The sequence below is a fragment of the Caulobacter rhizosphaerae genome (assembly GCF_010977555.1).
Lineage (GTDB): Bacteria > Pseudomonadota > Alphaproteobacteria > Caulobacterales > Caulobacteraceae > Caulobacter > Caulobacter rhizosphaerae.
Map to the genome: position 1 here is coordinate 4047238 of NZ_CP048815.1, position 26689 is coordinate 4073926.

The 26689-nt window shown below is 68.3% G+C and carries 26 protein-coding genes; 6 read left to right on the top strand and 20 right to left on the bottom strand.

All coding sequences use genetic code 11. The annotated features are described in order from the left end of the window. The first annotated feature begins 3 nt into the window (after positions 1 to 3). The 3 genes from paoC (at position 4) to G3M57_RS18550 (ending at position 4653) form a co-directional block, all read left to right on the top strand. Positions 4 to 2196, top strand: coding sequence for an aldehyde oxidoreductase molybdenum-binding subunit PaoC (gene paoC / locus G3M57_RS18540; RefSeq protein WP_056759096.1), 2193 nt, complete (start codon positions 4 to 6; stop codon positions 2194 to 2196). Positions 2197 to 2373: 177 nt separating this feature from the next. Continuing rightward, a complete protein-coding gene (locus G3M57_RS18545) occupies positions 2374 to 3588 on the top strand; it encodes an MFS transporter (protein WP_163232223.1) in 1215 nt (404 codons plus the stop codon). Positions 3589 to 3762: 174 nt separating this feature from the next. Then, entirely contained in the window at positions 3763 to 4653 is an 891-nt protein-coding gene (locus G3M57_RS18550) for an aldo/keto reductase (RefSeq protein WP_163232225.1), read from the top strand. A gap of 52 nt (positions 4654 to 4705) precedes the next feature. Here the strand turns inward: G3M57_RS18550 and G3M57_RS18555 are convergent, their stop codons facing one another. The 6 genes from G3M57_RS18555 to G3M57_RS18585 form a co-directional block, all read right to left on the bottom strand. Continuing rightward, a complete protein-coding gene (locus G3M57_RS18555; protein ID WP_056756541.1) occupies positions 4706 to 5293 on the bottom strand; it encodes a dihydrofolate reductase family protein in 588 nt (195 codons plus the stop codon). A 251-nt stretch (positions 5294 to 5544) separates the two neighbouring features. Next, positions 5545 to 6498, bottom strand: a complete 954-nt coding sequence (locus G3M57_RS18560) for an alpha/beta fold hydrolase (RefSeq protein ID WP_163232227.1) — start codon at positions 6496 to 6498, stop codon at positions 5545 to 5547. A gap of 81 nt (positions 6499 to 6579) precedes the next feature. Then, complete coding sequence (locus tag G3M57_RS18565) at positions 6580 to 7320, bottom strand: SDR family NAD(P)-dependent oxidoreductase (RefSeq protein ID WP_056756551.1); 741 nt, start codon at positions 7318 to 7320, stop codon at positions 6580 to 6582. 88 nt (positions 7321 to 7408) lie between these two features. Then, positions 7409 to 7825: an NAD(+)--rifampin ADP-ribosyltransferase gene (gene arr, locus G3M57_RS18570; RefSeq protein ID WP_163232229.1), complete on the bottom strand. Its 417-nt coding sequence runs from the start codon at positions 7823 to 7825 to the stop codon at positions 7409 to 7411. Positions 7826 to 7857: 32 nt separating this feature from the next. Then, positions 7858 to 8421 carry a TetR/AcrR family transcriptional regulator gene (locus G3M57_RS18575; protein ID WP_162251637.1) on the bottom strand — a complete coding sequence of 188 codons (564 nt, stop codon included), beginning with the start codon at positions 8419 to 8421 and terminating at the stop codon, positions 7858 to 7860. A 362-nt stretch (positions 8422 to 8783) separates the two neighbouring features. After that, entirely contained in the window at positions 8784 to 9743 is a 960-nt protein-coding gene (locus tag G3M57_RS18585) for a LysR family transcriptional regulator (RefSeq protein ID WP_163232233.1), read from the bottom strand. Between the two features lie 113 nt (positions 9744 to 9856). On the opposite strand from G3M57_RS18585, the gene G3M57_RS18590 reads away from it, so the two are divergent. Then, entirely contained in the window at positions 9857 to 10252 is a 396-nt protein-coding gene (locus tag G3M57_RS18590; RefSeq protein WP_056756565.1) for a nuclear transport factor 2 family protein, read from the top strand. Here G3M57_RS18590 and G3M57_RS27805 read toward each other — a convergent pair. Both G3M57_RS27805 and G3M57_RS18595 read right to left on the bottom strand, forming a co-directional pair. Continuing rightward, entirely contained in the window at positions 10181 to 10561 is a 381-nt protein-coding gene (locus G3M57_RS27805; RefSeq protein ID WP_341873440.1) for a uracil-DNA glycosylase family protein, read from the bottom strand. The two genes, G3M57_RS18590 and G3M57_RS27805, sit on opposite strands and share 72 nt — an antisense overlap. Then, positions 10512 to 11120, bottom strand: a complete 609-nt coding sequence (locus G3M57_RS18595; RefSeq protein WP_163232234.1) for a DNA-3-methyladenine glycosylase — start codon at positions 11118 to 11120, stop codon at positions 10512 to 10514. The genes G3M57_RS27805 and G3M57_RS18595 overlap by 50 nt, the downstream gene beginning before the upstream one ends. A gap of 122 nt (positions 11121 to 11242) precedes the next feature. Between G3M57_RS18595 and G3M57_RS18600 the strand changes: the two genes are divergently transcribed. After that, positions 11243 to 13165, top strand: a complete 1923-nt coding sequence (locus G3M57_RS18600) for a PAS domain-containing hybrid sensor histidine kinase/response regulator (protein WP_163232236.1) — start codon at positions 11243 to 11245, stop codon at positions 13163 to 13165. Positions 13166 to 13247: 82 nt separating this feature from the next. After that, positions 13248 to 15011: a hypothetical protein gene (locus G3M57_RS18605; RefSeq protein WP_163232238.1), complete on the top strand. Its 1764-nt coding sequence runs from the start codon at positions 13248 to 13250 to the stop codon at positions 15009 to 15011. Positions 15012 to 15052: 41 nt separating this feature from the next. Here G3M57_RS18605 and G3M57_RS18610 read toward each other — a convergent pair whose 3' ends face one another. The 12 genes from G3M57_RS18610 to G3M57_RS18665 all read right to left on the bottom strand — a co-directional run bounded on the left by G3M57_RS18610 (position 15053) and on the right by G3M57_RS18665 (position 26671). Continuing rightward, positions 15053 to 15568, bottom strand: coding sequence for a hypothetical protein (locus G3M57_RS18610; RefSeq protein WP_188916139.1), 516 nt, complete (start codon positions 15566 to 15568; stop codon positions 15053 to 15055). Positions 15569 to 15755: 187 nt separating this feature from the next. After that, positions 15756 to 16856, bottom strand: a complete 1101-nt coding sequence (locus G3M57_RS18615) for a protein-glutamate methylesterase/protein-glutamine glutaminase (protein ID WP_208789623.1) — start codon at positions 16854 to 16856, stop codon at positions 15756 to 15758. 3 nt (positions 16857 to 16859) lie between these two features. Beyond that, positions 16860 to 17720, bottom strand: coding sequence for a CheR family methyltransferase (locus tag G3M57_RS18620; protein ID WP_163232242.1), 861 nt, complete (start codon positions 17718 to 17720; stop codon positions 16860 to 16862). A 68-nt stretch (positions 17721 to 17788) separates the two neighbouring features. After that, a complete protein-coding gene (locus tag G3M57_RS18625; protein ID WP_163232244.1) occupies positions 17789 to 18277 on the bottom strand; it encodes a chemotaxis protein CheW in 489 nt (162 codons plus the stop codon). Then, entirely contained in the window at positions 18277 to 19962 is a 1686-nt protein-coding gene (locus G3M57_RS18630; protein ID WP_163232246.1) for a methyl-accepting chemotaxis protein, read from the bottom strand. The genes G3M57_RS18625 and G3M57_RS18630 overlap by 1 nt, the downstream gene beginning before the upstream one ends. Before the next feature lie 20 nt (positions 19963 to 19982). Then, a complete protein-coding gene (locus G3M57_RS18635) occupies positions 19983 to 21776 on the bottom strand; it encodes a methyl-accepting chemotaxis protein (RefSeq protein ID WP_056756597.1) in 1794 nt (597 codons plus the stop codon). Between the two features lie 17 nt (positions 21777 to 21793). Beyond that, positions 21794 to 22294, bottom strand: coding sequence for a chemotaxis protein CheW (locus G3M57_RS18640; RefSeq protein WP_230983671.1), 501 nt, complete (start codon positions 22292 to 22294; stop codon positions 21794 to 21796). 14 nt (positions 22295 to 22308) lie between these two features. Continuing rightward, positions 22309 to 24276 carry a chemotaxis protein CheA gene (locus tag G3M57_RS18645; protein ID WP_163232250.1) on the bottom strand — a complete coding sequence of 656 codons (1968 nt, stop codon included), beginning with the start codon at positions 24274 to 24276 and terminating at the stop codon, positions 22309 to 22311. Further along, positions 24273 to 24638, bottom strand: a complete 366-nt coding sequence (locus tag G3M57_RS18650; protein ID WP_056756608.1) for a response regulator — start codon at positions 24636 to 24638, stop codon at positions 24273 to 24275. The genes G3M57_RS18645 and G3M57_RS18650 overlap by 4 nt, the downstream gene beginning before the upstream one ends. Further along, entirely contained in the window at positions 24635 to 25003 is a 369-nt protein-coding gene (locus tag G3M57_RS18655; RefSeq protein WP_162251638.1) for an STAS domain-containing protein, read from the bottom strand. Before G3M57_RS18655 ends, G3M57_RS18650 begins: the two co-directional genes overlap by 4 nt. A 185-nt stretch (positions 25004 to 25188) precedes the next feature. Beyond that, positions 25189 to 25590, bottom strand: coding sequence for a helix-turn-helix domain-containing protein (locus tag G3M57_RS18660; RefSeq protein WP_056756779.1), 402 nt, complete (start codon positions 25588 to 25590; stop codon positions 25189 to 25191). Between the two features lie 187 nt (positions 25591 to 25777). Then, positions 25778 to 26671 carry an ankyrin repeat domain-containing protein gene (locus tag G3M57_RS18665; RefSeq protein ID WP_163232252.1) on the bottom strand — a complete coding sequence of 298 codons (894 nt, stop codon included), beginning with the start codon at positions 26669 to 26671 and terminating at the stop codon, positions 25778 to 25780. Positions 26672 to 26689 lie beyond the last annotated feature (18 nt).

Genomic DNA, 26689 nt, shown 5'->3' on the forward strand with positions numbered 1-26689 from the left:
CCCATGAAGTTCGACACGCCCGCCACCACCAATCCGATCGATCAGCTGAAGATCATCGGCAAGTCCACCGACCGGATCGACGGTCCGTACAAGACCAGCGGCCTGGCGACCTACGCCTATGAACATCACGATGTCGCCGCCAACCCCGCCTACGGCTTCGTGATCGGCGCGGCGATCGCCAAGGGCAGGATCGCCGCGATGGACAAGAGCAGGGCTCTGGCCGCGCCGGGCGTCCTGGCCATTGTCGACGCCGCCAACGCCGGCAAGCTTGGCAAGGGCAACTTCAACACCGCGAAACTGCTCGGCGGCCCCGAGATCGACCACTATCACCAAGCCGTTGCGATCGTGGTGGCCGAGACCTTCGAGCAGGCTCGCGCCGCCGCGGCGCTCGTGAAGATCGACTATGTTCGCGCCGAGGGCCGCTTCGACCTGGCTCAGGCCAAGGCGGGCGCGACCAAACCCAAGGGCGGCGCGGACGCCGTCGTGGGCGACTTCACCGCCGCCTTCGCCACCGCGCCCGTGCAGTTGGACGAGACCTACGCCACGCCCGACCAGAGCCATGCGATGATGGAACCGCATGCTTCGATCGCCATCTGGCAAGGCGACAAGCTGACCTTGTGGACCTCCAACCAGATGATCAACTGGAGCGCTGGCGACGTGGCCAGGACGCTGGGCATTCCCCAGGCGAACGTGCGCCTGGTGTCGCCGTTCATTGGCGGCGGGTTCGGCGCCAAGCTTTTCGTCCGCTCCGACGCCATCCTGGCCGCGCTCGGCGCTCGCGCCGCCCGCCGCCCGGTGAAGCTGGCCCTGACCCGCCCCCTGATCTTCAACAACACCACCCACCGACCCGCCACGATCCAGCGCATACGCCTGGGCGCGACCAAGGCGGGCATGCTCACGGCCATCGGCCATGAGAACTGGTCAGGCGATCTGCCAGGCGGCGGCCCCGAGGACGCCGTGCAGCAGACCCGCCTGCTCTATGCCGGCGCCAATCGCCTGTTGACGACCCGCCTGGCGGTGCTCGACCTGCCCGAAGGCAACGCCATGCGCGCGCCCGGCGAGGCGCCCGGCCTGATGGCCCTTGAGATGGCTATGGACGAGCTGGCCGATAAGCTCGGCCTTGATCCCGTCCAGCTGCGCATCCTCAACGACACCCAGGTCGATCCGGAAAAACCCGAGCGCTCCTTCTCCCAACGACAGTTGATCCAGTGCCTGCGGACCGGCGCTGAGACCTTCGGCTGGGACAAACGCCGCGCGCCGGGTCAGACCCGAGATGGACGCTGGCTGGTCGGCATGGGCGTGGCCGCCGCCTTCCGCAACAACCTCTCCATGACGTCGGCCGCGCGGGTGCGGCTGGACAAGGACGGTTTGGTGACGGTCGAGACCGACATGACCGACATCGGCACCGGCAGCTACACGATCATCGCCCAGACCGCCGCCGAAGTGATGGGCGTGCCGCTCGATCGGGTGGCCGTGAAGCTGGGCGACTCCGCTTTCCCGGTCTCGTCAGGCTCCGGCGGCCAATGGGGGGCCAACAGCTCGACCGCCGGCGTCTACGCCGCCTGCGTCAAGCTGCGCGAAATGGTGGCGCGGAAATTGGGGCTGGACCCGGCCCTGGCGCAATTTTCCGACGGCAAGGTCAGCGCCGGCGCACGTAGCAGCCCCCTGGCGGAGGCCGCCCGCGAGGCCGGCTTGGTCGCGGAGGACAAGATGGAGTATGGCGACCTGGCCAAGACTCATCAGGTGTCGACCTTTGGCGCGCACTTCGTCGAGGTCGGGGTCGATGCGGTCACCGGCGAGATCCGCATCCGGCGGATGCTGGCGGTCTGCGCGGCCGGACGGATCTTGAACCCCAAGTCGGCCCGCAGCCAAGTGCTCGGCGGCATGACCATGGGAGCCGGCGGCGCCCTGATGGAAGAGCTGGTCGTCGACAAGCGCCTGGGATTCTTCGTCAACCACGACTTGGCCGGATACGAAGTGCCCGTGCACGCCGACATTCCGCACCAGGAGGTGATTTTCCTGGAGGAGACGGATCCGATGTCCTCGCCGATGAAGGCCAAGGGCGTCGGGGAATTGGGGATCTGCGGGGTCGCCGCCGCGATCGCCAACGCCGTCCATAACGCCACCGGCGTGCGCGTGCGCCACTATCCGATCACGTTGGACAAGCTGCTGGACGGCTTGCCCCAGCTCGCCTAGCGCGCCCCTTCCCAAGCCTTGTCGGGCCGGCCCCAACGCCGCCTCGACAAGGCTTGGAAGCCAGAGGTTCGCGACTTGGCCACGACGCCACCGTCCCAGCCATGATGAGCAGAACTCACCGCCCCGATTAGGTCGCGGCGGATCGACCCTCCAGGCCAAAGACCTATTTTCCGCACCATGACGACACACGCCGCCACCGCTCCGCTGCCCGACGAGGACGCCCAAGCCGGAGGCGGCTGGAGCGCCGTCTTCGCCCTGACGCTGTGCGTCGCGACCTTGATCGCGTCGGAATTCATGCCGGTCAGCCTGCTGACGCCGATCGCCGCGGACCTGCGCCTCAGCGAGGGCCTGGCCGGCCAGGCGATCTCGATCTCCGGCCTTTTCGCCGTCATCACCAGCCTGGCCGTCGGCCGGGTCGCGCACGTCGACCGCCGCGCCCTGCTGCTGGGCCTGACCGGGCTGATGGGCGTCTCCGGCCTGCTGGTGGCGCTGGCTCCCAACGCGCCGCTGTTCATGGTCGGGCGCGCGCTGATCGGCGTGGTCATCGGCGGCTTCTGGTCGCTGTCGGCGGCGACCGTCATGCGGCTGGTTCCCGGCAAGGATGTCCCGCGCGCCCTGGCGGTGCTGAACGGCGGCAACGCCCTGGCGACGATGATCGCCGCGCCGCTGGGCAGCTATCTTGGCCAGTTCATCGGCTGGCGCGGGGCCTTCTTCCTGGTCGTCCCGCTGGCCCTGGCGACCTTCGCCTGGCAGTGGCTGTCGATGCCGACGATGCGCGTCCCGGCCGGTGCGTCGTCCAGCGTGCTGGGCGTGCTGAAGCGGCCGCGCGCCAAGGCCGGCCTGCTGGGCATGGCCCTGCTGTTCGCCGGCCAGTTCTCGCTGTTCACCTATCTGCGGCCGTTCCTCGAACAGGTCGTCCACCTGAACGCCTCGGCCCTGTCGTTCGTCCTGTTGGCGATGGGCGTGGCGGGCCTGGCCGGCACGGCGCTGATCGGCCGCGTGATCGGCAAGGGCCTGCGCCGCGTGCTGATCGCCGCGCCGCTGCTGATGGCGGCCACGGCCCTGGCCCTGCTCGTCGCCGGCGCCTCGCCTCCGGCTACAGCGATCCTGCTGATGGGCTGGGGCTTGGTAGGGACCGCCCTGCCGGTCGCCTGGTGGACCTGGCTGGCCCGCACGCTGCCTGAAGACACGGACGCCGGCGGCGGCCTGATGGTGGCGGTGATCCAACTGGCCATCACCCTGGGCGCGGCCGGCGGCGGCCTGCTGTTCGACGCCGGCGGCTATCGCGCCACCTTCGCGGCCAGCGCGATCCTGCTGGCCGCCGCCACCATCGCCGGAGCCTTCAGCGCGCCCCGTTCTTCCCCTACGCCACGAGGCGCCCATGCGACCTGACGAGCCGCAATTCGGCCGCCGTACTCTGCTGCAGTTCCCCGGAGCCAGCCTCACCGTCCTCGGCGCGGCGTCCCTGTCCTTCAGCCGCCCTCATCTACCGCAGCCCACGCGGCGAGTTCACGTCCGCGGAGGCTCGCGCGATATGACCACCGATCCGCTCCAGAGGATGACACGATGATCCTGCAAGAAACGTTCGGCCTCGCCAACGGGGTGAGGATTCCAAAGCTTGGCCTCGGCACCTGGCGGATCGCCGACGACGAGGTCGCACGCGTCGTGCGCGAGGCCATCGACATCGGCTATCGCCACATCGACACCGCCCAGGCCTACGCCAATGAGCGCGGCGTCGGAGAAGGGCTTCGCGCCAGCGGTGTTCCCCGCGACGAGGTCTTCGTGACCACCAAGCTGGTCGCCGAGTGCAAGCGCTATTCGGAGGCCAAGGACCGCATCGACCGTTCGCTGGCGACTCTGGATCTGGACCACATCGACCTGATGCTGATCCACAGCCCTCAGCCGTGGGCGGAGTTCAGGGAGGGCGAGCACTTCTTCGAAGGCAATCTGGAAGCCTGGCGTGCGCTGGAAGAGGCCTACAGCGCGGGCAAGCTCCGCGCGATCGGCGTATCCAACTTCGAGCGCGCGGACCTCGACAACCTGCTCGACAACGGCGGCGTCAAGCCGATGGTCAATCAGGTTCTGGCCCATGTCGGCGCCACGCCGTTCGATCTGATCGACTATGCGCGCTCCAAAGGCGTCCTGGTCGAAGCCTACTCGCCCGTCGCCCATGGCGCCCTGGTCGACAACGCCGAACTTGGCGCCCTCGCCGGGAAATACGGCGTCAGCGTCCCGCAACTTTGCATTCGCTATTGCCTCCAGCTCGGTCTTTTGCCGCTCCCCAAGACCGCCAACGCAGCGCACATGCGCAGCAACGCGGCTGTGGCCTTCGAAATCTCCGACGCCGACCTCGAGACCCTGAAGAACGCCAAGGGCGACACGGACTATGGGGCGGCCGGCGCCTTCCCCGTCTTCGGAAAAAAGCGCGAAATCCAGGGCGACGCGCCGTCCGCCTGACAAGGAGAGCGTCACGGACGGCTGGTCCTTCAGCAGGCGATTTTGAACCCGCTTAAGCAGCCGGAGCGTAACGGCTCACCACGACGCCGCATTCATAGGCCCTTGAGCCGAGCAGGCGGAGCCCGCCGAAGCCAGCCTGGTCGAAGATGCGGGTTCCACCGCCAAGGACAGCCGGATTGATGTAGAGTTGGAACTCGTCCACCAGTCCGTCCGCGATCAACGCCGAGGCGAAACCGGCGCCGCCGAAGACGGCGATGTCGCCGCCGTCCTGCGCCTTCAACGCGCCGACCTCCTTCGGCAGGTTTCCGCTTCTGACCTCCGTACGCTCCCATCGGGACGTCGCCAGCCTGTCGCTCGGTACGACCTTCCGCACGTCGACGATGCGCTGGGCGAACGCATAGAACGGGTCCTGCGGGTATCTGTTCGCCGCATTGCCCCAATGGGACAGATAGCCCTCCTCCGCCATCTTGCGGCTCAGCAATATGGTGTCGACGGACTGGAAGTGGGCGTTGAAATCTCGTTTCAACGCCTCGTCCCAACGGTTGTCGTCACCCCAGTTCCAAACCAGCCAATCGCGGTCACCGTCGGCGCCGACGAAGCCGTCGACCGACATCTGCATCTGAAGAACGAGCTTTCTCATTTTCCGAATCCTCCAGGTCTATAATCGGTCGCCCGTTCAGGGGGCGCGCCATGACGCGCCGAAGATGTCTTCGGCCCAGCGTTCCAGTGTGATCGGGGGAACCGCTATCGCGCCGCCGACCCCGAACTGGGCGCTGTGGCGAAGAACTCGCAGCGTGTGGCCCGCGCGCTGATGACGAAGCGGCTTGTCTTGGAGCAATCCGGAGCCGATTGAGCCCTGGCGCCATGCCGGACCACTGGTGCCGGACGGCGTCATCCAGGCTGGCCCGCCCAGAGCGTCTTCGCCTCGCTGGCCAGGATGTCGGGACGCTCTTCCGGCCAGAACAGCTTGCCGCCCTCGACGAGGCGGATACCGCGGGACTTGGGCAGGGTCCGGTCCAGCCACTCCGCCCACTGAACCGGGAAAAGAGGGTCTGCGGTTCCCCAGACCATACGGGCGGGAATGGCGGACCGACGCAGCGCCGGTTCGATGGCGAGCAACGGGTTGGGCTCGAACGCCGCCAGGTAGCGGTTGAGCTGGGATCGGCGCTCGGGCGACGCCACGAGCGGCCTGAAGTAGTACTCCAGCGCATCGTCGGAGAAACTCGCGGGATCGACATAGGCGCCGCCGCCGATGCCGTTGGCGGACCGGGCGTAGACCCGATCGTCCAGATGCAGCGCGATCTTCTGGTCGTAGACCCCGGCCCTGGCCTTGGCGATCGAGCCGGCCATCTGCGGCGGAGGACTGTTCTCGTGCACATCGCAGTTGGTGAGAAGCAGGGTTCGCACTCGCGCGGGATGCTGCGTGGCGAAAAGCTGCGCGATCGTGCCTCCGCTGTCGTTGGCGATCAGATCGACGGCGCCAACGGAAAGCCCGTCGAGCAAGGCGACCAGCATGTCGCTCTGGGCTTGCGGCGACAGGTCCTGCGTGTTCGAGACCTCGGTGTAGCCCAGCCCCATGAGGTCGGGTGCCAGGCATCGGCGTTGATCCGAGAGCCGATCCAGCGCGCCTCGCCACTGATACCCATTGAGCGGGAAGCCGTGGATGAAGAGCGCCACGGGCCCCACGCCCCGGTCCGCATAGGCGATCCGGCCTTGCGGCAAGTTCAGGCGCCTGAGCTTGGCCCTGAACCTGAGCACGTCCCGAGACGCCGCCGACGGCAACGGGCCGAAACCGTCACCGGAGGCTGCGGCGATCGCCGCGGTCAGAAAGCTGCGCCTATCCATCGCATCGCCCTTGGTCGTGAAACGGGAAACGGAGAACCCTTCGCCGGTCAGCGCTGGCGCCTGGACGCCCGCATGCGACGGCTATTGCATCACCAGGCCGCCATCGACGGCGTACTGCGCTCCGGTGACGAACGTGGCGTCGTCGGAAAGAAGGAACAGGGCCACGGCGGCCGCCTCGTCGGCGGTTCCAATGCGCGGCAAGGCCAGCCGGGCAATCACGTCGGCCTCGAACCGGTGACGGAATTCGTCGGCCATGAACGCGCGAAATTCCGTGTCGATCGGACCCGGCACGAGGCTGTTGACGCGAACGCCGCGCCCGCCCAGCGCGGACGCCCAGCATCGGACCAGGGCGAGCAGCGCCCCCTTTGTCGCGGCGTAGACGCTCGCCATGGCCGAGCCTTCGTAGACAGCCGTCGACGCGGTTACGACGACCGCCGCGCTGTCGGCGAGCAGATCCGAGAGCTGCGCCATCTCGAGCACAGGCCCCCGTACATTCGCGGCCATCATCCGATCGAAGAAGGCGGCGTCGATATCATCGATCGGACCGACCTCGGCATAGCCAGCGTTCAGCCACAGGCCGTGGATCGGACCGTCGTCAGCCACGACGCGGCGCAGTTCGGCCGCGTCCTCGGGCCGCGCCGCGTCGTTGGCCAGCACCAGACAGTGCGATGGAAGCGCCTCCCGCAACGCCGCGAGCCGCGACGCGTCCCGTCCCGTCGCGATGACCATGCCGCCCTCGGCGGCGATCCTGACGGCGCCGGCTCGGCCGATCCCGCTCGTGGCGCCCGTGATGACAATGCGTTTTCCGGCGAACCTTGACACGACGCTCTCCTGGTTCGGTTTGAGATCGCCTCCGCCCCGGAACAGCCGGGTCGCCGAGCCGTCCCCGAGTTGATCGACTGTTGAGATTTCAGTCCTCGATGATCGTGGCGGAGCCTTCCTGGTTCAGTCGCTCAAGATTGTCTTTCATCTGAGCCAGCTGTTCGGGAGAATGGCCCACCCAGTCCTTGATCTCGCCGGTCACGCGCAGCGGATGCGCTGATCTGTAGGACGCCGTGACATTACCGGGAAATCGCTTGTCGGTGAGATTGGGGTCGTCCTCGAAGGGACCGGTCGGCTCGACCGTATAGATCCGGCCTCGCCCCTCGCCTTTCGCAAGCTCGGCGCCCCAGGTCGCGGCCTCAAGCGTCGCGCTGAAGTAGATGTGCTTCAGCTCGCGCTCGACGAAATTGCTCTGGAACCCGGGGCTGAGCAGATCTCCGACGCGCAAGCTCGCTTTCGTTCCATGGTAGAAGACCGTTCCGGCGGGGACATCCTTGGCGTACATGGGCTTGTCGGCTCCTGGTCTGTCCGGGGAGGTTAGGCGGTGGCGCGGGGTTGGCGGACGCAGAGCCCGTCGATGTAGAAATCGAGGTGCCTATGGGCGAGCGCGCGCTCCTCGCCCGGCGGCAATCCCACCGCCAGGGGCCGCGCGAAGCGGATCAAGGCGAAGACGATGTCGCGCTCGGAGAAATCGGAACGGAGCGGACCGTCCCGGACGGCCCCGCTGACGAGGGTCTGCATGAGCTTCACGGCGCGGGCGTGAAGATCGGGCCAGTCTCGCCTCTCCAAAAGCGGATGAATGATGTTCACCGCCCCGATCCCGTTATCGAGCGCCACGTGCATGTATCGGCGGAGCGCATCGACGCCGTCTGGAACCGTCTCGACCAGGTCCTCTCCAGCACTGATGCTCCTTTCCAGCACGTGACGGACGGCGGCGTGAAGAAGGGACTGCCGGTCCGGGAAGTGCCTGTAGAGGGTTCCAATCCCGACGCCGGCCCGTGCGGCGACGGCGTCCCGGGCGGGCTCGCCGCCGACTTCAAGAACGAGCTCGACGGCGACCTCGATAAGCCGTTCCCGGTTCTTTCGCGCATCGGCCCGCATCGCCGCCTCCCGTCCCATTCCTGACGATCGAGTTGATGCAGACATTAAACGGAGCATATTCCTCCGCTTAACGTGGTGTCAAGGTGACCCCGACGCTGGGGCCGGCCTTGGTTTTTCGATGCTCAATGCCAGCCCCACGCTTAGCTTGATCGACGAACACCACCTTCTCGTTCATCCGATGATACTTGGCGGCGGTACGCGGCTGTTCGAAGAAGAAGGCCTGCGCACCAGTCCTGGGTGCGTGGACGTCGAACCGTTCGAAAGCGGGATTACCAGGACGGTCTATCAGCGCCTGTAAGGACGTCGATCCGATGGCGCGTGCGAGCGAGCCAGCACCGGCCCCTCTCTCGGTCGTTCGGCGCCTACTCGGACACCGCCGGCGTGCTGCCGACGCGGCGCGTCGCCTTCATGACGGGAGCACCGCTCCGGATGGTGTCGATCAGGGCGCGGAGCGGCGGCGCCATTCTCCGTTGCGCCGGATAGCAGAGGTAATAACCCGGAAAGGGCGCGGACCAGGCTTCGAGCAGTGGAACGAGCGTCCCCTGAAGGACGTGGGGCGCGATCAGCTGTTGGCTGGCGAAGGCGACGCCGACCCCTTCGAGCGCAGCTTGCACCCCAAAGTCCTTGAGGTTGGAGATCAAGGGACCGTCGACGGCGACCTCGAACCACTTGCCGTTCTCCATGAACTCCCACTTGTAGGGCGACTTGTGTCCGGGCCAGCGCCAACCGATGCAGCGATGGGCCAGCAGGTCGCGTGGATGCGCCGGCGTGCCGTGACGGGCGAGATAGTCGGGAGAAGCCACGGCCGTCTGGCGCAGATCCGGGCCGAGTTTCACCGCGACGAGGTCCTTGTCGATGACCTCGCCGAGCCGAATAGCGACGTCATAGCCGTTGGCGACGATGTCCACCACGGCGTCGTCGAGGGTGACATCCAGGATTACGTGCGGAAAAGCGTCGCTGAAGGCGCGCAGGATCGGCGTCAGATAGAGTCCCGCCGCCGCCCGGAAGCAGTGCAGGCGCACGACGCCGGCCGGCTCGGCTCGGCGCTCTCGGGTTTCGCCCAGCGCCTGCGCCAACGCCTCGACGTTGGGCCGAACCCGATCGAACAGTTGGGCGCCCGCGTCCGTGAGGGAGACGCTACGGGTCGTCCGGTTGAACAGGCTGACCCCGACCTGCTCCTCGAGCGCGCGGACCATCTGGCTCAGCGCCGAGGAGGACACGCCAAGGCTCTCGGCCGCGCGACTGAAGCTCAGCGAACCGGCGACCGCCACGAAGGCGCGGAGCTGGTTGAAGTCACCGGCAGACGGAAGAGGCGTATTCATGGTCGCCCGTAATTGGTTAGGTCAGCTTACAAGGCTGGTTAGCGCGCGCAGGCTAAACATCGACAAGCCCTTCTTTAAACCAAGCGAGCCGCTGGATTTGAAGGAAAGCCGCCATGACGCCGTTGAACACACCGCCGAAGCAAAACCTAGCTGGGCTGATCGCCCTGGCGCAAACCTACTTCGACGCCGCCTACGAAATGGACGCCGGCAAGTTCGCGCCCCTCTTTAGTCCGGCCGCGTCCATAACCCGGCGGGGCGACGACGATAGCGTGCTGGTCACCCCCCTGCCCGCCTGGCTCGACGCGGTCAGGAGCCTGACCTCGCCCCGGGACGCCGGCGTCGCGCGCGCTGACGAGATCCTCGCCATCGTGACCACGCACGACATGGCGTTGCTCAAGCTCCGTTTGCGGATGCCGTCGCGTAACGTCACAGACCTGCTATCCTGCTTCAACTTCGGCGCTGGCTGGCAGATCGTTCAGAAGGTGTTCACCGCCGAGGTCCAGGACTGACCGAGCGCCCGTAACTAACATCACCGACCGATCGACGGCTGGATCCGGGCCTCGCCTCGCTCGGCAGCCTTCCAGCGCACGATCGGCTCTGCGACCGCGGCGTGATCCCGCCAGGTGCAGGACCCGCCAGAACCGCTTGCCGCGGCCCACGAAGTGATGGCCCGCCGCAGCCGCGGAAAGTCCGGGGTTCAGCCCGCGGAAGGTGAGACCCAGGCCCGGCGCGACGATGTCGGGGAGCGGTTTTTCCATGGGTGCGGGCCTACAGGTTGAGCGGCCTGGGGCCGCTGACGAACCGATTGCCTCGAACATAGAAGCGCAGCGGGCGGTCCGCCTCGCGCGAAAGGCCGATCCTCACGCCCCGCCCGATTTCGCCGAAATCGCCCTCGCTCTCGGGGTCGTCCTGGGCCAACCATAGAGGGCCTTCCTGGCAAAGATCCAGTCCGTCGGCCCAGGGACCGATCTCCAGCGCCTGGGCCAGGCGTCCAGGCCCTCGCGTCAGGTCCCGCAGTCGCTCTGTCCGCCGGTTGCGCTGCATGATCGCCACCCCATCCCGCGGTTCCAGGGCCCGGATCAGGACCCCGGCCCCGACCCCGGCCGCCTCGCTGGAGACGTTCAGCATGTAGGCGCTGCCGTAGCTGAGATAGATGTAGGCATGGCCGGGCTCGAGAAACAGCGAGCGGGTGCGCGGCGTCATGCCGCGATAGGCATGGCCGGCGGCGTCGCCCACCCCATAGGCCTCGGTTTCGACGATGGCGCCGCTGAGAACGCCTTCCGGCGTCTCGCGCACCACCACCTTGCCGATCAGGAAGCGCGCCAGGGCGACCGTGTCGACCGGCAGCTCCGAGCGGACGAGGGGTCGATATCCCATGCCGAAGCGCTCCTTTCCGTCGAAAGACCCGGATTTAACGGTCCTTTCAATACGAGCTGCGCATATGGCGACAGCGAAGCTGTTTCCCAGGGCGTCGCTCGTAACCTCGTAAGGGTATCCGCGTGCAGGACCAGGCTTCCAGCGACCAGGACGGGGGCTATGGCGCGCTCGACATCCTGGACGCCAGCCAGGAATGCGCCTGGATCCTGCGCCTGGACGGCGCGGTCGAGCACGCCAACCGCCGCGCCCAGGCGCTGTTCGCGGCCAGCCAGGACAGCTCAGCCGCCTGGCGCTCGATCTGGCCCGAGGAAAGTCGTTTCTCGCTGGATCGCGCCCTCGACACCGCCCGCGGCGGCCAGGTCGCCCACTTCCGCGCGTTCCTGGGCGACGCCCGGCGCCGGGCCTATTGCGACACGACGATCTCGCCGATGCGCGACCGGAGCGGCGCGGTGATCCGCCTGCTGGCCTGCGCCCGCGACGTCACCGACGAGGTCGAAACCCTGGGCTTCCTGAAGACGGTCATCCAGCTTCTCCCCTCGCCCCTGACGGTCAAGAACGCCGAGGACGGCCGCTATGTGCTGATCAACCGGGCCGCCGAGGACGCCTTCGGCCTGGTCGCCGAGGAGGCGGTGGGCAGGACGGCCGAGGACGTGCTGCCCACCGCCCTCGCCCGGACCCTGACCCAGATCGAAAGCCGGGTGCTCGAGACCGGCGAGATGCGGATCTGCGAGGAACAGGTCGGCGGCGAGCCCGGCGCCGCGCCCCGCTACCTGCTGACCAAGACCCTGGCCACCTATGACGACATCGGCGCCCGCCACCTGATCACCCTGGGCGACGACATCACCGCCAGCAAGCTGGCCAAGGCCTCGTTGCACGCCGCCCTGGACCAGGCCGAACAGGCCAGCCAGGCCAAGACCGCGTTCCTGGCCAATATGAGCCACGAAATCCGCACGCCGCTGAACGGCATCGTCGCCGGCGCCGATCTGCTGGCCCGGGGCGAGCTGTCGCCCAGGGCGCGGGAACTGGTCGAGATCATCGTCTATTCGGGCCGCAGCCTGGAACGGCTGCTGTCCGACATTCTCGACCTGGTGCGTATCGAGGCGCGGCAGGTGACGGTCGAGAACCAGCCCTTTGACCTGGGCGAGCTGACCCGATCGGTCGGCGCCCTGAGCGCCCTTCGCGCCGAGGAGAAGGGCGTGCTACTGGAGATCCGCGTCGATCCGGCCGCCCAGCGGACGGTGATCGGCGACGACGCCCGGCTGCGTCAGGTGCTGACCAACCTGGTGAGCAACGCGGTCAAGTTCACCGATCGTGGCCGGGTGACGCTGGACGTCGCCGTGGAGGCGGACGAGCGTGCGCGCTTCTCCGTCCGCGACACCGGCATCGGCTTCGACGCCGCCGAGAAGAGCCGCATCTTCGAGCGCTTCCAGCAGGCCGACGCCTCGTTCACCCGCCGCTTCGGCGGCACGGGCCTGGGCCTGGCCATCTCGCGCGAGCTGGTCGAGCTGATGGGCGGCGTCCTCTGCTGCGACAGCGCTCCGGGCGAGGGATCGACCTTCTGGTTCAGCCTGCCCCTTCCCGTCCATCAGCGGGCGCTTGACGAGGAAATGGCCGACCCCGCGCTGGAACCGCCCGCCATGCCGCGGGTCCTGGTGGCCGACGACCACCCGACCAACCGCAAGATCGTCGAGCTGATGCTGGCCGAGGTGGCCGAGATCTTCAGCGCCGAGAACGGACGCGACGCGGTCGACCTGTGCGCCGCCGTCGCGCCCAGCCTGATCCTGATGGACATGCAGATGCCGGTGATGGACGGCCTGGACGCCGTTCGCGAGATCCGGGCGCGCGAGGCGGCGACCGGTGCGACGCGGACGCCGATCATCATGCTGACCGCCAACGCCCGCCCCGAGCACGTCCGCGCCAGCCGCCAGGCGGGGGCCGACCTGCACCTGGAGAAACCGATCACCAGCGCCATGCTGTTCTCGGCGATCGGCCGGGCCTTCGAGGCGGCCCACGGCGCACCGGAGGCGCTGGTCGCGCAAGCCTGATCAACGCCAAGGCGTGCGATCTTTACCCGCCCTTCGCACATCTTCCGGCATGATGCGGCAACAGTAATCATCCGGCGATTTCATGGGCTTGGCGTCTTCCTCGGCGGTTTTCGCAACGACTTTCCAGGCCTCGGCCGAGGCCGATGGAGGCGCTCGGATCGGCGCGCGCCTGGAATCGGCCCGCCAAGTGGTGGAGGCCCGCTTCCTCGAAGCCGGCGACGTCTTGTCGCGGGCCGTCGATGGGGTCGGCGCGCTGATCGCCGGCCTGGACGCGATCCGCACCAATCTCGACGCCGAGACCGTGACGGCGACCACCGGCGAACTGGCCCAGGCCGCCGCGACGCTGAAGTCGCTGCCCGACAGCCTGGATGCCCGCCGCCAGCGCGTCGGCGAGCTGGTCAAGTTCAGCGACGGCCTGGCCGGCCGCATCGCCGAGATGCGCCAGCACCTAGCCTATCTCCGGGTCTTCGCGATCAACATCAAGATCACGTCCGGCGGCATCGCCGCGGCGGGTCCCGAGTTCGCGATCTTCGCCCAGGAGATCTACGACTGCATCGAGATGGGCGGCGCCCAGTTGGACGCCCTCAACAACGACCTGACCGGCCTGGACCAGACCCTGCGCGGCGCCCTGGCTCACGAGCAGAACCTGGCCAGGAGCTGCGCCAACCTGCTGCCCGCGGTGCCCGACGCCCTGACGGCCAGCGCCACCGCCATCGCCGGCCATCACGGGCGGATCGCCAGCGTCGCCGTCAGCGTCGCCGTCCTGGCCCGCGACGTCCAGAAGAAGGTCGGCGGCGGCCTGGCCGCCCTGCAGATCGGCGACATCACCCGCCAGCGGATCGAACACGTCCAGGCCGGTCTGGGCTTCCTGAACGGGGCGGACGAGATCGCCACCCTCGCTCCGGAACCGCGCCAGCGCGCCCAGGCCTTCGTTCACCGCCTGCTCGGCGCCCAGTTGGCCGCCATGGCCGAGGACTTCCATCGCGAGGTCGCGCGCATCGGACACAACGTGGTCGGCATGGCCGCCGACGCCACCGAATTGCTGCGCCTGCGCGACCTGGCTTCGGGCCAGACCGGCCAGTCCGAGACCAACTTCCTGCGCGATCTGGAAGGCAATGTCGGCCAGGCCCTGGATCTGGTCGGCGACATGACCGCCGGTGAGCGGGCCGCGGAAACGGTCAGCCGTTCGGCGGCCGTTTCGGCCCGCGAACTGACCGAACGCATCGCCGGCATCCAGAACATCCGCGCCGACGTGCAGATGATGGCGCTGAACACCACCCTCAAATGCAGCCGCATCGGCGAGACCGGCAAGCCGCTGGGCGTCATCGCCGTCGAACTGCGCCAGCACGCCATCCACCTGGAGAAGTCCGCGGCCCAGACCACCAGCTCGCTGGAAGGTCTGTTCGACGCCGCCGAGGCCCTGGGTCAGGGCGAGACCCAGGGCCTCGGCAGGGCGGCGGCCGCCGCAGCGGTGCTGAGCGGCGCGGTCGCCAGGATCGGCAAGGCCGGCGACGGCGTCGACAGCGCGCTGACCGCCGCGGCCCGCCAGGGCGCCGACGTGGTCGACATGCTGCGGCGGGCCGCCGAGCGTTTCGACTTCCACAAGCAAATCGGCTCGGTGCTCGACGACGCCGCCAACCAGCTTCTGGACATGGCGGGCGAGGACGAGATCCCCACCGACGACATCGCCCACGCCCTGCGCCCGCTGCTGGATCGCCTGGCCCGGCAGTACACCATGGCGCAGGAGCGCGAGGTCCATCGGTCGCTGACGGAGGGGCTGGCGACGGTCGAGGCGTCCGCACCGGCCGCCCCGGTGGTCGAGGATGAGGACGACGTGCTGTTCTAGGCCAGGGGCGCGGACCGCGGCCGCGCGCCCGGTCGGCCGAGCTAGGGCTCGTAGCGCTGCTGCTGAATGACCGCTTCGCGGCTGGCCAGGGCATGCAGATATCTGAAACGCGCCTGCGAGCCCTTCCTGTATCCGCCCAGCTCCGCCGCCTGGGCGGGGGTCAGCGCGAACCTGACATAGCCCCTTTCCGACAGGCACGCCTCGACATGGTCGACGAGGAACCGCTGCAGAGCCTTCACCTTGGGCTCAGGCCGGCTCTTCAGGCCGTTGAGCGCATAGTCGCGCGCCAGTTTTTGCGTCGGGTCTTCCCGGGTCAGGGACGGCGGCAGGGATCGTCCGATGTCGATATCGGTATCCTGGCGGTCCAGCCCCAACACCACCGCGTCGAACTCGCCACGGCCCTTCATCGAGGTTGTCGCGCCCCGCTCGCCGCACGCGATCGAGTCCTTTCGGTAGTCGTCGAACGAGACGTCGGGCTTCCCCCACGACACGACCGGTCCTGGCTTCACGCCCGCGGCGCCCGCGGAGCCGCATGAGGCGGAGGCCAAGACGATCATCAGGCGGAGGGTCGTGTTTCGCATGGCCACACGTTCACAGGAGGATGGAGGCGGGCGCGCAAAGGCCTGCCGCAAAAACCGCAGGATAAATCCTCACAACGTACAGGTGCAATCCGCAAGGCGCGCCAACTGGACCAAGACGCTTCACGCGGGTGAGGTCCCTCGCCTATCGATCCCAGGTGCACGCCTACCGGCTGGCCGCGCGCAGCACCTCGCCCGCCAGGCCCTGCAGCGGAACAACGCGGTCGACGCAGCCCAGGGCGATGGCTTCCTTGGGCATGCCGAACACCACCGAGGTGGCCTCGTCCTGGGCCAGGGTGAAGGCCCCGGCCTGCTTCATCTCGGCCAGGCCGCGCGCGCCGTCGTCGCCCATGCCGGTCATGATCACGCCCACAGCGTTCGACCCGGCCGCGCGCGTCGCCGAGCGGAACAGGACGTCCACGGACGGCCGATGGCGCGACACCAGCGGACCGTCCTTGACCGAGACGTAGTAACGGGCGCCGCTGCGCTCCAGCAGGGTGTGCCTGTTGCCCGGCGCGATCAGCACCCGGCCGCGCCGCACGGTGTCGCCGTCCTCGGCCTCCTTGACCTCGACGGCGCACAGGCTGTCCAGCCGCCGGGCGAACGAGGCGGTGAACTTCTCGGGCATGTGCTGGACGATGACCATGCCGGGCGAGTCCGGCGGCAGGCCTTCCAGCAGGACGCGCAGCGCCTCGGTGCCGCCGGTCGAGGCCCCGACGCAGACCACGCTCTCCGTCGTGCGGGCCATGGCCCGCACCCCGGTCGGCGGCGGCAGCATGGCGTCGGCCGTCAGCTTCTTCTCCGGCTCGTGGCCCGGCCGGGTGAACTGCGGAACCAGGCGCTTGACGCCGGCCAGCCTGGCGCCGGCCGCGGCCTTGACCGCGTCGCAGATGCGGATCTTCGATTCCAGCAGATGGTCGGCGACCCCGACCTTGGGCTTCAAGATGATGTCGACCGCCCCCGCTTCCAGCGCCTGCAGCAGGGTCTCCGAGCCCGCCTCGGTCAGGGACGAGCACATCACCACCGGGATCGGCTTCTGGGCCATCAGCTTGCGCAGGAAGGTGATGCCGTCCATGCGCGGCATCTCGACGTCCAGGGTGATGACGTCGGGGATCTCCTCGGCGATGCGCTTGGCGGCCACGAAGGGATCGGACGCGACGCCCAGCACCTCGATCTGCGGATCGGATTCCAGGATCGAGGTCAGGGTCTGACGCACCGTGGCCGAGTCGTCGATGATCAGGACACGGATCTTGCGGACCACGGACATGAGCTATCGCTTCTGGAAGACCGTATTGGCGATCTGGACAACGGGCAGGTCGATGCCGACGATCGACTCCGAATGGCCCAGGAACAGATACCCGCCAGGCGCCAGATGGTTGCACAGCCGGCTCAGCACCTTGGCCTGGGTGGCCTTGTCGAAATAGATCAGGATGTTGCGGCAGAAGATGATGTCGAGGCCGGTCTCGATCGGATAGGCCTCGTCCATCAGGTTCAGGCGACCGAAGGCCAACTTGGACCGCAGGTGCGGCTTGATCCGCACCTCGTTGCGCGACGCATCGCGGGCCCGCATCAGGTAGCGCTGGCGGCGGGCCATCGAGACCGGCTCGATCATCTGCTCGGAAAAGCGACCGGCGATCGCCTGGCCCAGCACCTCGGTGCAGATGTCGGTGCAAAGGATCGAATAGTCCATCCCCCGCTGCTTTTGGCAGAACTCGTCCAGGATCATGGCCAGGGTGTAGGGCTCGGCGCCGGTCGAGCAGGCCGAACTCCAGATCTTGATCTCCGTCTTGCCCTTGGCGGCCAGGGCGGGCAGCCCCTTGGCCACCAGGAAGTCGAAGTGGGCGGGCTCCCGGAAGAACTCGGTCTTGTTGGTGGTCACCGCGTCGATCAGGTGGATGACCTCGGCCTCCATTCCGTTCTCGTCGAACAGGTAGCGGCAGTAGGCGTTGACGTCGTCGATCCGCGTGGCGCGCATCCGGCGCCGCAGGCGGCCTTCCAGCATGGTGCGCTTGTTGGCCGGCATCTTGATGCCGCTGTAGTCGTGGATGAACGTCGCCAGGCGCTGGAAATTGCGGGCGCTCAGCTGTTCGATCTCCGGGGCTTGCAGCACGGCGGCGGCTTGTCTCGACACGGGCGTCTCCGTTCGCGGCGCGCGCGCCGCTGGTGTTCGGGCGGCGGCTTGGGCCACCGGGCGCAATCCTAGGCGGCCTGGCTGAGGGCGGCCGCGTCCTGGCTGGTCAGCAGGCGCCCCAGGTCGAAGATCACCACGAAGCCGCTGCCGCCGGACCCGGTCTCGCGACGCACCACGCCCTGGATATAGTCCGAGCGCCACGGCACGCCGATATCCGGCGCGCCTTCAATCTGGCTCTCCGAAAAGGCGACGACCTCGATCACCCGGTCGGCGACCAGGCCCAGCGACAGCACACGGTCGTCGACCGGCACGTCCAGCACCAGGATGCGGGTGGCGCCGGTCGGCTCGACGCAGGGCAAGCCCAGCTTCAGGCGCAGGTCGAGGGTTGGAGTGCCGCGCCCCCGCACGTCGGTCAGGCCCATCAGGTAATCGGGCCCCTCAGGGATCGCGAACGGCGGCTGGTAGTCCAGGATTTCGCGTACGTGACTCACCGACACCGCGAAGACTTCGGCGCCCAGGCCCAGCGTGACGAACTGACGATCGGCGGGACCGGCCATCAGGCGTATTCCCGGAAGTCGGCGTCGTCGGCGTCGGGACCGCCGCTGGTCAGGTCGAGGGCGAAGCCGCCGGCCCGCGCCTGCTGGGCGGCGACCGTCTGGCGCGGCGTCGAAACAGCGGGCTTGCGAGCCGCGGACGTCGCGGGGCGCTTGACGGCGGAACGGGCGGTCGGACGACGCGTCGCGGCGCCGCCGGCGCTGGTGCGGAAATAGGCGATCGAGGCCTGCAGCTCCTCGGCCTGGGCGGCCAGCTCCTCGGAGGTGGCCGACATCTGCTCGGACGCGCTGGCGTTCTGCTGGGTCACCTTGTCCAGCTGCTGGATGGCCTCGTTGATCTGCGAGGCGCCGATGTCCTGTTCGCGGCAGGCGGCGCTGATCTCGGAAACCAGTTCGGCGGTCTTGCGGATGTTGGGCACCAGGGTCGTCAGCATCTCGCCCGCCGACTGGGCGGCTTTCACCGTGTCAGAAGACACCGCGCCGATCTCGGTGGCGGCGGTCTGCGAGCGCTCGGCCAGCTTGCGCACTTCCGAAGCCACCACGGCGAAGCCGCGGCCATGTTCGCCGGCCCGGGCGGCTTCCACCGCCGCGTTCAGGGCCAGCAGGTCGGTCTGGCGGGCGATCTCCTGCACGATGGTGATCTTTTCGGCGATCGTGCGCATGGCCTCGACGGCCCGGCTGACCGCCTCGCCGCTGACTTCCGCGTCCTTGGCCGACTGGCGGGCGATCTTCTCGGTCTGGGCGGCGTTGTCGGCGTTCTGCTTGATGTTGGACGCCATCTCCTCCATCGAGGCCGAGGCCTCCTCGGCCGACGAGGCCTGCTCGGTGGCGCCTTGCGACACCTGCTCCGAGGCCGCCGACAGCTCCTGGCTGCCGGCCGAGACGTTTTCCGAGGCCGAGATCGCGTCGGAGACCACGCCGCGCAAGCGTTCGATCATGACGTTCACATGGCCCAGCAGATCGCCGATCTCGTCCTTGGTGGTGATGTCGACGGTCTTGGTCAGGTCGCCGTCAGCCACCGCGCGCACCGCTTCCGAGGCCCGGTTAAGGCCCTTGCCGACCGCCATCGAAATGTAGAGCGCCGCGCCGGCCGCGATCAGCAGCGAGACCACCGTCAGGGCGACCAGACTGTTGCGCACCGAGGCGAAGTCCTCGTCGGCCTTGTCGGTGGCCGCCCGCAGCTGGGCTTGGGAGAGTTCGACCAGTTCCTGCACCTGGTCCGCGGCTTCGGTGACCGCCTTGCGCCCGTCGCCCATCGAAACGGCGGCGGCCGCCGCGTCGTTGTCGGCGAGGGCCAGGGCGTAGACGCGGTCGTGGGCGGTGATCAGTCGCTCCCAGGCGTCGCCCAGCGCCTGCCACTTCGGCCTGCCCTCGGCGGTCGCCAGGCCCTCGGCCTTGGTCAGCAGGGCTTCGAAGGCGCGCTTCTCTTTCTCGATCGAGGCCTCGAAGATCTTCACCTCTTCGGGGCTGTCGACCAGGACCATGTTCTTTTCGGTCCGCACCACATTGAGCATGTGGATGTTCAACTGCTGGGCGGCCTGCAGGCGCACGGCGGGCCCGTCGACCATCGCGTTCATGTCGCGATTGGTGGTCGACAGGCTGTTGATCCCGAACAGGGTCGCGGCCAGCAGCAGGGCGATGATCAGGCCAAAGGCGAGGCCGAGCTGCAATTTGATCGTAAAGCGCATGGTCTTGTCCTTGGGACGGATCAGTATTCGGTGAAGTCGCGGTCGTCGGAGTCGGGGCCGCCCTGGCTCAGGTCGAGGGCGAACCCGTGGGCGCGGGCCTGCTGCACCGCGACGGCGCGGGCCGGGGCCTTGCGCGGCGCGGTCTTGCCGCCGCGGGCCGGCAGGCGCACGACCGGCGCCGGCTTGCGCTGTGCCTGGGCGACGTTCGACAAACGGAAATAGGCGATCGAGGCCTGCAGCTCCTCGGCCTGGGCGGCCAGCTCCTCGGAGGTGGCCGACATCTGCTCGGACGCGCTGGCGTTCTGCTGGGTCACCTTGTCCAGCTGCTGGATGGCCTCGTTGATCTGCGAGGCGCCGATGTCCTGTTCGCGGCAGGCGGCGCTGATCTCGGAAACCAGTTCGGCGGTCTTGCGGATGTTGGGCACCAGGGTCGTCAGCATCTCGCCCGCCGACTGGGCGGCTTTCACCGTGTCAGAAGACACCGCGCCGATCTCGGTGGCGGCGGTCTGCGAGCGCTCGGCCAGCTTGCGCACTTCCGAGGCCACCACGGCGAACCCGCGGCCATGCTCGCCGGCCCGGGCGGCTTCCACCGCCGCATTCAGGGCCAGCAGGTCGGTCTGGCGGGCGATCTCCTGCACGATGGCGATCTTCTCGGCGATCGTCCGCATGGCCTCGACGGCGCGATTGACGGCTTCGCCCGACACCTCGGCGTCCTGGGCCGACTGGCGGGCGATCTTCTCGGTCTGGGCGGCGTTGTCGGCGTTCTGCTTGATGTTGGCGGCCATCTCTTCCATCGAGGCCGAGGCCTCCTCGGCCGACGAGGCCTGCTCGGTGGCGCCTTGCGACACCTGCTCCGAGGCCGCCGACAGCTCCTGGCTGCCCGCCGAGACATTGTCCGAGGCCGAGATGGCGTCGGAAACCACGCCGCGCAGACGCTCGACCATCCGCTGCAAAGCAACACCCAGGATGTCCTTGTCGGACAGCGGCTTGGTCTCGACCGTCAGGTCGCCGTCGGCCACCTTGTCAGCGATGGCGGCGGTGGCCCGCAGGTTCTCGGTCATTCGGTTGACGGTCTCGACCAGGTCCTTGATCTCGTCGTTGGTCGTCACCTGGACCTTCTGGTCCAGGTCGCCCAGCGCCACGGCGTCGGCCAGGGCCGCGATCTTCGACAGGCCCCGGCTGATCGACAGGGCGATCCAGGCCGCCGCCGCGACCGCGATCAGCAGCGAGACGGCCACCAGGCCGATCATCAGGTTGCGAGCGTTGACATAGGCCGCGTCGGCCTTTTCCTCGGTCGTCTTCAAGAGCCCCTGATTGAGCACGACCAAGCCGTCAACCTTTTCGGTGACGCTGTTGGTGATCGTCCGATGCGAGGTCTGCATCCGGCGGATCGCGTCGGCGCGCTGGTGGGCGAGGATCTCGCGGCGCATCGCCGTGTCCGAAGCGGCATAGACCTCCCAGTCGGCCTGGAGCGCCGTCCACTTGGCCTTCGCCTCGGGGTTGGTCGCCGCGGAAACCCCGGCGGCCACCAGTTCCTGGACGGCCTGCCGCTGGGTCTCGGCCTTGGCGTTCTGGCCCTCAACCTCCTCATCGTCGTCGGCCAGCGCCATGTTCTTCTCGGCGCGGCTGATCTGCAGGAGGTCGATGCTCAGCGACTGGGCGCGCTGCAGCTGGGCCATGGGCCCGGCGATCATGGCGCTCTGGGCGGTGTTCAGCTTGTTCAGCTCGCTGACCCCGAGCAGGGCCGCGCCCGTCATCAGGACGATCAGCAGTCCGAACGCCGAGATCAGCTTGGCTTTGATGGTGAAACGCACTGGAAGCCCCTGTTCGCTCAAGACTGCATGGTGTGAAGGGTCGTCACCGACGCGCCGGATCGGCCACGCGCGGCAAAAATCTGCTCGAGGTCGGGAATGACGATCACATCGCCGTCGCGCCGCGCCAGCAGGCGGATGAAGTCGGATCGCCAGCGAAGGCCGACGCGCGGAACCTCTTCGGTGACGGCGCGGTCGATCGTGGTCACCTCGTGAACCTTGTCGGCCCGCAGACCGATCAGGGCCGGCTCGCCGTCCAGTTCGTGTTCGATGACCACGATCCGGCTGTCGATCGTGGGTTCGGCCGCGTCCATGTCGAAGGCCAGGCGCAGGTCGACCAGCGGGATCACCCGGCCGCGGAAGTTGATGACGGCGCCGACGAACGGCGGCGCCCCCGGCACGCCGGTCTCGGGCAACAGGTCCAAGACTTCCCGGACCAGGCTGGCCTCGAGGGCGAAGGTTTCGCCGCGCAGGTCGAAGGTCAGGGCCTCGATGGCTTGGGTCGGCGGTTCGGCGGTCATGTCCGGGCCCTTCATCAGCTGGCGGCGCGCAGCGGCGCGTCCTGGCCCTGGCCGGCGGCCACCAGGTGGGCGATATCGAGGATCAGGGCGACGCCGCCGTCGCCCAGGATGGTCGCCCCCGAGAAGGCCCCGACCTCGGCATGGAAGGCCGACAGGGCCTTGATGACGGTCTGGTGGTCGCCGAGAATCTGGTCGACGACCAGGCCAACGCGGTCCTGTCCCGTGGAGACCACGACGATCTTCTGGTGGGGATCCGGCTCCAGGCCGGTGGCGAACATCTGGCGCAGGCGGATGAACGGCACCAGCTGATCGCGCAGGGTGATCAGGTTGCGGCCGGTGGAGCGGACATCCTGCTCGACCGACAGCTCCACGCACTCCTCGACCGAGGCCAGCGGAATGACGTAGCGACCCGTCCCGACCCGCACCAGCAGGCCGTCGATGATCGCCAGGGTCAGCGGAATGCGCAGCGAAACCACCGAGCCCTGTCCCGGCGTGCTGGTCAGGTCGATCGAGCCGCGCAGGCCCTCGATCGTGCGCTTGACCACGTCCATGCCGACGCCGCGCCCCGACAGGTTGGTGATCGCCGCCGCGGTCGAGAAGCCCGGCGCGAAGATCAGTTGCAGCAGCTCGTTGTCGCTCAGCACCTGGCCGGGCTGGATCAGGCCGTTCTCCTCGGCCTTGGCGCGAACCCGGGCGCGATCGACGCCGCGGCCGTCGTCGGTGATGGTGATCACCACCTCGGCGCCGGACTGGCGGGCGGCCAGCACGACCTGGCCCGACTCCGGCTTGCCGGCGGCCAGGCGCTGTTCGGGGGTCTCCAGGCCGTGATCGGCGGCGTTGCGGATCAGGTGGATCAGCGGATCGGCCAGACGCTCGATCACCGTCTTGTCCAGCTCGGTGGCCTCGCCCTCGGTGGACAGCTCGATGGCCTTGCCGGTGTCGCGGGCCAGATCGTGGATCAGACGGCGGAAGCGGCCGAACAGCTGGGCGATCGGCACCATGCGCACGACCATCATGGTGTCGCGCATCTCCGAAGCCAGGCGCTCGATCTCCTCGGCCACGGCGCGCAGGGCGATGTCGCTGCTGGAGGCCGCCAGTTGCTTGAGACGGGACTGGGCGATGACGAGCTCGCCCACCCGGTCCATCATCTCGTCCAGGCGTTCGGCGGGGACGCGCACGGTGTCGCCGCCGACCTTGGTCCCCCGGGCTTCGTTGGGGACCTCCGCCTGCGTCGCGACGGCCTGCGGCGCGCCAGGAACCTCGGCGACGTCCGCGACGGTTTCGGGCTCGGCCGCGGCGGCGTTCATGTCCTGGATGTCCAGGGTCATGTCGTCGATCACGAAGATGAAGACGTCCTCGATGGCGTCGCGGCCGTGCTTGGTGACCAGGGTCACGTCCCAGGCCAGGTGGCATTCGGTCGGGACCAGCACGTCGAAGTCGGGCGTCGCGTCGGTGATGGCGACCACCGTGCAGTCGCCCAGCTCACGCAGCTCGTCCAGCAAGGGCAGCGGCCGGGTTCCGTTGAGCAGCGCATCGGCCGGCAGGCTGAAGCGGACCCGCCAACGGTTCAGGCCGGGTTCCGAAACGATCTCGGCGGACGCCGGGCGCCCGGCGGCCTCGACCACGCGATGCAGATCGGCCAGCAGCAAGTCGCCGTCCGCCTCGGACGCAGGGCGGCCCTCGGCCAGGGCCCGCATGTGGTCCTGGGCGGCGAGGACCGCGCCGACCAGTTCGGGCGTGGCCGCAACCTCGCCCTTGCGGACGCGGTCGAAGGCGGTTTCGCAGTGATGGGTGAAGGCGGCCAGGGCGTCGAAGCCGAACATGGCCCCCGAGCCCTTCAGGGTGTGGAGGCCGCGGAACACCGCGTCCACCAGATCGCGATCCCCCGGACGATGCGCCAGGTCGAGCAGCCCCTGCTCGATCTCCTCCAGCAGGTCTTGGGCTTCCTGGCGGAAGGTCTCGACGGGATCGAGGCCGCTCACTTGGCCAGGACCTTCTTGACCACGCGGATCAGTTGCTCGGGGTCGAACGGCTTGGTCAACCAGCCGGTCGCGCCCGCGGCCTTGGCCTGGGCCTTGATCTCGGCGTCGGACTCGGTGGTCAGGAACAGGATCGGCACGCCGGCGCCGGCCGGGCGCTGACGCAGCGCACGGATCATCGCCAGGCCGTCCATGACCGGCATGTTCAGGTCGGTGACGATCAGGTCGAAGCCGCCAGCCGAGCCCTTGTCCAGCCCATCCTGGCCATTGACCGCCTCGGTGACGGTGTAGCCTTCGCCGCTCAGGGCGATCCTGATCGCCTGCCGGATGCTGGCGGAATCGTCCACGGTGAGGATCGAGGTCATTGGGCGGTCCCTTGAAGCCAGAACTTGGCGCGCTCGGAGGTTTCGTCGGCGTCGAGGAAGCCGCCACGGCGCAGAACTTCCAGCACCGCGCCGCCCGCCGGATAACGCAACCTGAAGTCACGGCCAGTCGCAGCGGCCTTGCGGCGCGCAGATTCGATGAGTTGGATGAACGTCAGGTCGGTCTCTTCGACCGCGGCGATATCGACGAAAACCGGACCATCTTCACGCAGAGCCGCGTCAAGATCGTCACGAGCCGCGCCGATATTTGATATCGTCACCTCTCCGGCGAACGAAATCGTATTTTTACCTGCACTCAACAATAACGTCGGCCCCCGCCGCGCGCAGGTACCAGCGTTATCTGGCACCACTACTTATCATAACTTGTGGTGCGCGCCTTAAATTAGCGTAAACCGGACAACTTCAGGGGGAGCGGCAAACTGTCGCGAAGCGTGTGCGTCGCGCGGCGACTGCGGCGAGGTTGATAGCAGGCCGCCGATCGGGCGGGACCCTGGGTCCCGCCCTCAAGGATGGTCGGAGCGGCGCAGGGCGCTCAGGCTTCGTCGTCGGTATTGGCCATGGCCTTGGCCAGCGCCACCAGGCGACGGCGCAGGTTGGGGTTCATCGCCTTGAACGCGACGACCAAATCCTGCGAGCCGCTTTCGCCGAGAAAGTCGATCAGGCCGCCGGCGGGCGTGTCGCCGCTGATTCCAGGATGATCCAGACCCTCGAAGAAATCGGCCAGCGGCGTGTTCAGCTTCAGGGCGATCTCGTAGAGCTTGGACGAGCTGACGCGGTTGGCGCCCCGCTCGTATTTCTGGATCTGCTGGAAGGTGATGCCCAGCGCCTCGGCCAGTTCGGTCTGCGACATGCCCATGGCCTTGCGCTTGGCGCGGATAAGGGCCCCGACGTGCCTGTCCACATGATGCGGCTCGGAAACGGACGTGACTTGCATGGTCTTCACCTTCCCTAAAACTCCTGACGCCAAAGCCTCCAGACAAGCGCCACTGTCGCCCATTATAAAGCCAAGGTTGCGGCTTGGTTGCAGGCGGATCGTCGCAGGCGAGTTTCGCCTGGATGCCGGCCGCCGGGGTCTCGAAGGATGACCTCCACGGGAGGTCGGCGGCGGGTCCAGCCGCGAACTAGCGTGGGCGCTTTTCGCCGTCAGCCGCCCAGTAGCGAGCCATGCGGGCCTTGACCGTCGCCGGCGGCGGCGAGGTCCAGCCGGCGGCGCGCGCCGCCGCCGGCGGCCAGGCGCCGGCCAGGACCAGGCGGCGGATCTCGCGGGCGTCCAGGACGCCCGGGAAGCGCCAACCGGCCTTCTCCAGGATCGGCACGACGCGCTGGCGCGCCGCCTGCTCCTCCGGCTCGCCTGGGCGCATGGGCCCGTCGACCACCGCTCCGACCGTCTCGCCGTTAGCGCCGACGCTCCAGGGATTGGCGCCCTGCTGCAGCAGGAATTCGGCGATGCGGAAGTTCTGCTGCTCGACCGCGAGACGCAGCGGCGTCGCGCCGCCGGCGTCATGCTCCTCGACCGGCGCGCCGTGGGCGACCAGCAGCCGCACCGCCCCCAGGGAGTTCAGGCCGACCGCCGCCTTCAGCGGCCAATAGGCGCCGTCAACCCGTCGGCCGGGGTCGGCCCCGGCCTTCAGCAGACGGTCTGCGAACCAGGGGTCGGTCGCCCGCAGGGCCAGGCTGAGCGGGATGGCGCCCGGCGCGCCGTCCGGCGACGCGCCAAAGGCCAGCAGGCGCTCCACCATCGGCTTGTCGCAGCGCGCGATCGCCAGGCTCAGCAGGTCGCCGTTCGGACCACCGCGCGTGGCGGCCAGTGTCTTGTCGACGGCCAGGCGGCGTTCGACGCCGGCGACATCGCCGTCCAGCACGGCGGACATCACCTCGCGCCCGGCCTGGCCGTGGTCGGCCGCCGCCAGCGCCTGGCGGGCATCGGGCAGAGCCGTGCCGCTCACGAAACACGCCGCCGCAGCCTGATCCGCCATCACCATCGTCGCCATCAGGACGGCGAGCCTCAAGAGCATGAGAAAGGCCTCATCGGC

Bases quoted from the DNA above. Each gene is read 5' to 3' on its own strand.
- paoC (WP_056759096.1), top strand. From the start codon at position 4: ATGAAGTTCGACACGCCCGCCACCACCAATCCGATCGATCAGCTGAAG.
- G3M57_RS18545 (WP_163232223.1), top strand. From the start codon at position 2,374: ATGACGACACACGCCGCCACCGCTCCGCTGCCCGACGAGGACGCCCAA.
- G3M57_RS18550 (WP_163232225.1), top strand. From the start codon at position 3,763: ATGATCCTGCAAGAAACGTTCGGCCTCGCCAACGGGGTGAGGATTCCA.
- G3M57_RS18555 (WP_056756541.1), bottom strand. From the start codon at position 5,293: ATGAGAAAGCTCGTTCTTCAGATGCAGATGTCGGTCGACGGCTTCGTC.
- G3M57_RS18560 (WP_163232227.1), bottom strand. From the start codon at position 6,498: ATGGATAGGCGCAGCTTTCTGACCGCGGCGATCGCCGCAGCCTCCGGT.
- arr (WP_163232229.1), bottom strand. From the start codon at position 7,825: ATGTACGCCAAGGATGTCCCCGCCGGAACGGTCTTCTACCATGGAACG.
- G3M57_RS18575 (WP_162251637.1), bottom strand. From the start codon at position 8,421: ATGCGGGCCGATGCGCGAAAGAACCGGGAACGGCTTATCGAGGTCGCC.
- G3M57_RS18585 (WP_163232233.1), bottom strand. From the start codon at position 9,743: ATGAATACGCCTCTTCCGTCTGCCGGTGACTTCAACCAGCTCCGCGCC.
- G3M57_RS18590 (WP_056756565.1), top strand. From the start codon at position 9,857: ATGACGCCGTTGAACACACCGCCGAAGCAAAACCTAGCTGGGCTGATC.
- G3M57_RS27805 (WP_341873440.1), bottom strand. From the start codon at position 10,561: ATGTTCGAGGCAATCGGTTCGTCAGCGGCCCCAGGCCGCTCAACCTGT.
- G3M57_RS18595 (WP_163232234.1), bottom strand. From the start codon at position 11,120: ATGGGATATCGACCCCTCGTCCGCTCGGAGCTGCCGGTCGACACGGTC.
- G3M57_RS18605 (WP_163232238.1), top strand. From the start codon at position 13,248: ATGGGCTTGGCGTCTTCCTCGGCGGTTTTCGCAACGACTTTCCAGGCC.
- G3M57_RS18610 (WP_188916139.1), bottom strand. From the start codon at position 15,568: ATGATCGTCTTGGCCTCCGCCTCATGCGGCTCCGCGGGCGCCGCGGGC.
- G3M57_RS18615 (WP_208789623.1), bottom strand. From the start codon at position 16,856: ATGTCCGTGGTCCGCAAGATCCGTGTCCTGATCATCGACGACTCGGCC.
- G3M57_RS18625 (WP_163232244.1), bottom strand. From the start codon at position 18,277: ATGGCCGGTCCCGCCGATCGTCAGTTCGTCACGCTGGGCCTGGGCGCC.
- G3M57_RS18630 (WP_163232246.1), bottom strand. From the start codon at position 19,962: ATGCGCTTTACGATCAAATTGCAGCTCGGCCTCGCCTTTGGCCTGATC.
- G3M57_RS18640 (WP_230983671.1), bottom strand. From the start codon at position 22,294: ATGACCGCCGAACCGCCGACCCAAGCCATCGAGGCCCTGACCTTCGAC.
- G3M57_RS18650 (WP_056756608.1), bottom strand. From the start codon at position 24,638: ATGACCTCGATCCTCACCGTGGACGATTCCGCCAGCATCCGGCAGGCG.
- G3M57_RS18660 (WP_056756779.1), bottom strand. From the start codon at position 25,590: ATGCAAGTCACGTCCGTTTCCGAGCCGCATCATGTGGACAGGCACGTC.
- G3M57_RS18665 (WP_163232252.1), bottom strand. From the start codon at position 26,671: ATGCTCTTGAGGCTCGCCGTCCTGATGGCGACGATGGTGATGGCGGAT.